The organism is Aquabacterium sp. A08 (genome assembly GCF_011742065.1).
Genome location: NZ_JAAQQT010000243.1, coordinates 1 through 755, shown reverse-complemented (window position 1 = coordinate 755; position 755 = coordinate 1). Strand labels below are relative to the sequence as shown.

The 755-nt window shown below is 64.4% G+C and carries 1 protein-coding gene; it reads left to right on the top strand.

Going from position 1 to position 755, the window contains the following annotated elements; genetic code table 11:
• On the top strand, positions 1–362 hold a 362-nt coding region (locus tag HA630_RS01365), incomplete at its 5' end, for an OmpW family protein (RefSeq protein WP_166832148.1).
• Positions 363–755 lie beyond the last annotated feature (393 nt).

The following is a 755-nucleotide window of genomic DNA, read 5'->3' as shown; positions in this document are numbered from 1 at the left end:
TGCCGCAAAAGCAGACCGTGTCGCTGGGCGGCGCGCCGATCGGTACCCTCAAGCACCTGCCGCCCACCCTGACGCTGCAATACCACTTCGACGCCGCCGGCTTCAAGCCCTATGTCGGCGCCGGCATCAACTACACCCGCTTCAGCTCGGTGAGCCTGCCGGCCCCGCTGGACATCAAGCGCAACAGTTGGGGCGGCGCCCTGCAGGTGGGCGTGGACATTCCCGTGGCCAAAGACATGTACTTCAACATCGACGTCAAAAAGGTCTTCATCAAGACCGACGTGACCGCTGCGGGCGCCAAGATCGACACCTTCAAGGTCGATCCACTGTTGGTCGGCGTGGGTCTGGGCTGGAAGTTCTGACCTCGCTGGTTCGCCAGGTGGCGGCGGTTTTTGGGTGGTGTTGACGGCGCCACCACGCCGCTGCCCCTGGGTAGCAAAGCCGGTGGCGCTGTGGCCTCACCGGCTTTTTGCTGGCCGCGACGCATCCGTCTGGCCCAGTCTTTGCATAAGCGAGTTTGTATACAAAAGCGCGCACAAAAAGTGCGCACAGCGGCCCGGGTGGGCGGTTGACCAAGCTTGTGTGTGCGCAGTGCCCAAACCGGTGCATGCCAGCGCCGGGGGGCAAACCGTTGGACCAAAACTGGAGCAGATGACATGGCAAACAGCATGAGAGGTGGGAAACTGGGCGTGGCCGCGGCAGCCTTGATGGGCGCGGCGGCGTTCGCCCCGGCGGCGCAGGCGCAAACGTCGGCG